7 protein-coding genes and 1 pseudogene are annotated in these 4615 nt (G+C 60.8%); 2 read left to right on the top strand and 6 right to left on the bottom strand.

Annotated elements, in window-relative coordinates:
- The 3 genes and pseudogenes from DDF70_RS35555 to DDF70_RS35545 form a co-directional block, all read right to left on the bottom strand.
- Positions 1–305, bottom strand: a 305-nt coding sequence (locus tag DDF70_RS35555; protein WP_162820890.1) for a 6-pyruvoyl trahydropterin synthase family protein, incomplete at its 3' end; no start/stop codon positions are given.
- The gene (queE, locus tag DDF70_RS35550) at positions 305–937 is read right to left on the bottom strand and encodes a 7-carboxy-7-deazaguanine synthase (protein ID WP_114949177.1); all 633 of its coding nucleotides are present in this window, start codon (positions 935–937) and stop codon (positions 305–307) included. The genes queE and DDF70_RS35555, both read right to left, overlap by 1 nt.
- A gap of 9 nt (positions 938–946) precedes the next feature.
- Positions 947–1174 (bottom strand): annotated as a pseudogene (locus DDF70_RS35545) (7-cyano-7-deazaguanine synthase); the annotation flags it as partial.
- 367 nt (positions 1175–1541) lie between these two features.
- On the opposite strand from DDF70_RS35545, the gene DDF70_RS39455 reads away from it, so the two are divergent.
- Together DDF70_RS39455 and DDF70_RS35535 are read left to right on the top strand one after the other, a co-directional pair.
- Positions 1542–1778 (top strand): dihydropteroate synthase, encoded by a 237-nt coding sequence (locus tag DDF70_RS39455; protein ID WP_425374148.1) that lies wholly within the window; start codon positions 1542–1544, stop codon positions 1776–1778.
- Between the two features lie 160 nt (positions 1779–1938).
- On the top strand, positions 1939–2316 hold the full coding sequence (locus DDF70_RS35535) for a hypothetical protein (protein ID WP_114949175.1): 378 nt from the start codon (positions 1939–1941) through the stop codon (positions 2314–2316).
- On the opposite strand, the gene DDF70_RS35530 is transcribed toward DDF70_RS35535, so the two are convergent.
- The 3 genes from DDF70_RS35530 to phbB all read right to left on the bottom strand — a co-directional run.
- Positions 2288–3304, bottom strand: coding sequence for a 3'-5' exonuclease (locus DDF70_RS35530; protein WP_114949174.1), 1017 nt, complete (start codon positions 3302–3304; stop codon positions 2288–2290). The two genes, DDF70_RS35535 and DDF70_RS35530, sit on opposite strands and share 29 nt — an antisense overlap.
- Before the next feature lie 127 nt (positions 3305–3431).
- Positions 3432–3770, bottom strand: a complete 339-nt coding sequence (locus DDF70_RS39450; RefSeq protein WP_425374149.1) for an EAL domain-containing protein — start codon at positions 3768–3770, stop codon at positions 3432–3434.
- Positions 3771–3922: 152 nt separating this feature from the next.
- Positions 3923–4615 (bottom strand): acetoacetyl-CoA reductase (phbB, locus tag DDF70_RS35520; RefSeq protein ID WP_114949155.1); only part of this gene is annotated, 693 nt, incomplete at its 5' end.

The following is a 4615-nucleotide window of genomic DNA, read 5'->3' as shown; positions in this document are numbered from 1 at the left end:
CGTGCGACTGGCCCGATGTGCTGGACCCGATCGAAGATGAACCGGGTGATGTTCTCCAGTGTCGGTCGCTCCAGCCCCTCGATCCGGTTGAGGAACTTGTGATCGAGGGTGCGGCGCATCTCTGCGAGCTTACCCTCGAGCAGGCCCAGATCGACCAGCATGCCCGTTTGAGGATCGGGCAGTCCGCGCACAGCGACCTCGGCCCGAAAGGAATGGCCATGGATCTCCTCGCTGGCTGGCCCAAGCGTGGTACCGGTGAGCGTATGGGCGGCTTCGAAGTTAAACGACTTGGTGAGTTCCCACATCAGCGAATTCCTAAGTACTTATGTGTTTGGAGGCTCAGGCGCCATTGCGGGTGAGCCAGGCAATACTCGACGGCTCGCGCCGTGTTCGCGACCTGATCCGGTCCATCCATCGGCTGGAGCGAGAACCGCTCGAAGGCTAACGAGGCAAACCGCTCGGGCGGGGCATCCTCCTGCGGGAAGACCAGCTTCAGCTCATGGCCGGCCCGGATCTTGAGGTCGGTGCTGCCTTTCGGGCTGACGCAGATCCAGTCGAGCCCCGGCGGCGGCGCAATGGTGCCGTTTGTTTCGATTGCGATTGTGAAGGAGCGGCGGTGCAGTTCATCGATGAGAGCGGAATCGACCTGGAGCAGCGGCTCTCCGCCCGTCAGCACCACAAGCCGGTGATCGGTCCCGGGGCCCCAATGCTCCTCAATGCAGTGGCACAGGTCGACGGCGGTGGCATAGCGTCCGCCGAACGTCCCGTCGGTGCCCACGAAGTCCGTGTCACAGAACCGGCAAGCGCCTGTGGCCCGGTCCCGCTCCCGTCCGGACCAGAGATTACACCCGGCAAAGCGGCAGAAGACGGCCGCCCGGCCGGCTTGGGCGCCTTCACCCTGAAGAGTCAGGAAGATCTCTTTGACCGCGTAGCTCATTCAGGCTGCATCCCTGGTCGGCACCGATCCAGTTTCGAAGAATCCAGCGGCGGAGTTGTCGATGATGCCGTGTGGCACGCCAAGGCGCGCGGGGCAGGCCCGCGCCGAGCCGAGCTCTTTCCTGTGGCGCTGACCATAGTCAAAGAACACAGTGCGTGCGAGGGTTCTCTCCGCAGCGACCTTGCGCGCGAACACGACGGAGGCCAGTCCGCCGGAACAGATGACGAGGGTCTTCACCGGGGCTCCTTGTTTTGACCGGGTAGGCTGCGACCGGATCGGCTCACGTGCCGATGAACGTAAAGCAAATGGAAGAAATGAACGCGTGGTCTCACTAAGCGCTCACCCCATCAGCTTCTGCGGGGCATAAACGACAACCCATGTGCGTATGTCAATGAGAATGCATTCCATTATAAAAGAACCCCGTCAGGGCCGGTACAGTGATCCAAACAGAACGACTGAAGAACACGCTGTCTGAAGTCGCTGATTGCCGAGAATGTGTTGTGCTGGTCGGCGACCCGTGGATCCGAGCCCTCCAGTAGATGAGATCTCGACTTCTGGTGCTAACCGCGACAGAAGAAGTCCCGTTCCTGATCTGAAGTAAGCCATGACAGCGATCCTGAAAGAACTCGGCACACGCACCTTGATCATAGGTGTCCTGAACGTCACCCCCGACTCGTTCTCGGACGGCCGCCTATTCAGGGATTATGCCACTGCGGTCAAGCATGCTCGCGAGATGGAGCTAGGCCTCTGCGATCGCTGGCGCCCGAACCACCAGCCGCCGACCTTTTGTCCCTGGACTCTCTACCTCGGTGAGTGCCGCGTACTGACGCAGGCCAGGTAAACCTTGCACCGTTATCTCATGTGTAGCTCATCGAATGAGCGATCATTTTGCACCGTTCAATGGCGTATTCCCCTGAAGGAGGATGGGACTTCCCGTAGGCCGTTGTTAAAAGTCCGCTCGCCACCTCTCAGCGCCAGCTTTTCTGTCCAAGGACAATTCCATGAACTCTCCTGACCTCGCCGCCGACTCCAACATCGCTCCACCCTATTGGGTGATAGAAAAGGTCGAGCTAGCACAGGCAAGGGGCTATGGCTTCTGCCTGATTTACGTCGAGCCGGAAAATCACGACAATCTCTGCACTGAGCTCAACCAGTATGATCTCGCCGGGCTGAATATCCGCCTGTTCCCGGCCAGGAGCCCCGACTTTGTCCGCTTGGCCGAGGGGGCTCCCGATCATATGCCCGTCATGCTCAAGTGGGCCGATCCCATCGTGATCGAGCGCGATGCACCCGCGAAAAAGCCCAAAGGCTCAAAAAAGGCGAAGAAAGCCACGAAGGCTGCCGAGAGGACTAGAAGCGGAAGCGCTCGAACGCCGTAATCTTCTGGACGAAGGGTTCGAGCTCCCGCCTGTAGATCTCGTTTTGCAGGAATGTGACCTCCGCCTCGAGCGCTTCCTCTCCAACCTCGATCCACCACGACTTGGGCCGCCCATTGCTGCCGTCGTTCCAGCGGTACGACCGTTTTTTCAAGACGTCCTTCTGCTCAAAAGGCGTGCTCTCGGCCCAGATCCGGAACCGCGGCTTACGGGCAGTTTCCAGCAGACGGGCGAAGGGTGAACCCGCCTCATCCGGGAGAGGATGACACAGGACCTCAAGCAGCGCGTGGCAATCATCGGTGGCGCGATGTCCATTATGGAACCAGCCGCATTGCCCTAGCAGATAGGCGAGCTTGGTCCCCTCGAAGCCATGGTCCGCCCACGCGATCTCCGCATTGGAGCAGGCCCAGGCCTTGACGCTGAAGCCTCGGGCCAGACGCTCGCAAAACGGGCGATCGAAGCTTGCGTTGCGAGCGATCAACAGATGCGCCGGCTCCAGAAAGCGCTCGACCTCGTCCAGGTCCAGCACATGGCCCTTGACCATCTCGGGCGTGATCTTATGAACTTTCATGGCCTCCGGGCTGATCGGGACCGAAGGCTGACGCAAGGCGTTGAACACGCCGATGACATCGCCGATCTGGCCCGCCTCGTTGAACGTGAAGGCAACCATCCCGAGCTCAATCACCTCGTCGGTCGCATCCTTGCCGGTTGTCTCAGTGTCGAGAATGATGCCGATCTTCTCGCCGTCATCCATTGTCCGGCCGGATACGATCGGACGCGGCATCAGCTCCCGCAGGACACGGTATCGACCCGTCTCCTGTAATGCCTGGGCCGCGGCATCGTAATGGGCAGGATTGAGCTTGAAGGAACTCGTTTCCGCAAGCTCATGCCGCGGCTGCCGATGCACCGGCGCTGGTCCCCGAGAGCGTTGGGTCTCGATCGGCACAAACGGGGCGTCAACCCCGACAAACAGGTCGGCCTGCCCACTCATACCGCCCCTCCTGACCTGTCGCCGGACCACCTGAGGCCAAGGATACGGAGCGCATGCTAACGGGATACCCGTCGCTATTGGGTCAACCGCCGGTATCAACAGGAAACGGATATTATTCTCCTTTTGTTCACGGCGGCATTTCGGCTCGGTGCCGACTTGTTAAAAGATCGCGAACGATCAACTTGGCCGTCCGCGTCGATCGGACCACTGCTCGCCAGCAGGGCCTGCTTTGTGCGGTGTTGTAGAACTGACCAAGAGAGACTTTGATGCCGACCGGGGATTTGCGGAGATCCTGGAACGAGCTCAGGCCTGAGCCAGAATCGTTCAATGCGATCTGGCACTCGATCTCCCGAAGCTTGCGGACCAGCGCTTCAGCGACGGCCATCTTGCTGATCAGAGCCGTTTCCGTGATCTCAAACACCAAGGCCCGCGGCGGGACGCCGGACTCCTTGAGCGCGCCGAGGATCGATGCCGCGCACAGATTGACAGGAATGCGCAGCCCTCCCGCTTGAAATCCCCGGAGATGAAGCCGGGAGTTTTTACTGTCGGGCAGGGCCTGGCTCCCGTCGGGGCAAGCTGATCATCAGGCGCGCCTTTCAGGCAACGCGGCGGATCCGGTCAGGCCATGTATTGGCCGCCGTTGATGGACAGGGTCGAGCCGGTGACGAAGCCGGCCTCGTCGGCGGCCAGGAAGAGCACGCTGCGGGCGATCTCCTCGGCCTCGCCGAGGCGGCCGACCGGAATGAGCGGCAGGATCTTCGACTTGAGAACCTCTTCGGGGACGGCCTTCACCATTTCCGTGGCGATGTAGCCCGGCGCGATCACGTTGACGGTGACGCCCTTGTTGGCGTTCTCCTGCGCCAGCGCCTTGGCGAAGCCGATCACGCCTGCCTTCGCAGCGGAATAGTTCGCCTGCCCCATCTGGCCCTTCTGGCCGTTGATGGACGAGATGATGATGATGCGTCCGAAACCGCGCTCGCGCATGCCCTCGATCACGGGGCGCGTGCAGGTGAACATGGAATCGAGATTGGTGCGGATGACGGCAGACCACTGATCGTAGGTCATCTTGTGGAACATGCCGTCGCGGGTGATGCCCGCGTTGTTGACCAGGATGTCGACCGGGCCGAGTTCGGCTTCGACGGACCTGATGCCGCTCTCGCAGGATGCTGCATCGGAAACGTCGAATTTGAAGACCGGAATGCCGGTCTCCGTCTTGAACCGATTGGCGGCTTCGTCATTGCCGCCGTAATTCGCGGCAACCTTGTAGCCCGCGTCCTTCAAGCCTTTTGAAATCGCGGCACCGATGCCGCG

This window comes from Microvirga calopogonii (assembly GCF_003347665.1).
Lineage (GTDB): Bacteria > Pseudomonadota > Alphaproteobacteria > Rhizobiales > Beijerinckiaceae > Microvirga > Microvirga calopogonii.
This window is presented reverse-complemented; position numbering and strand designations above follow the sequence as displayed.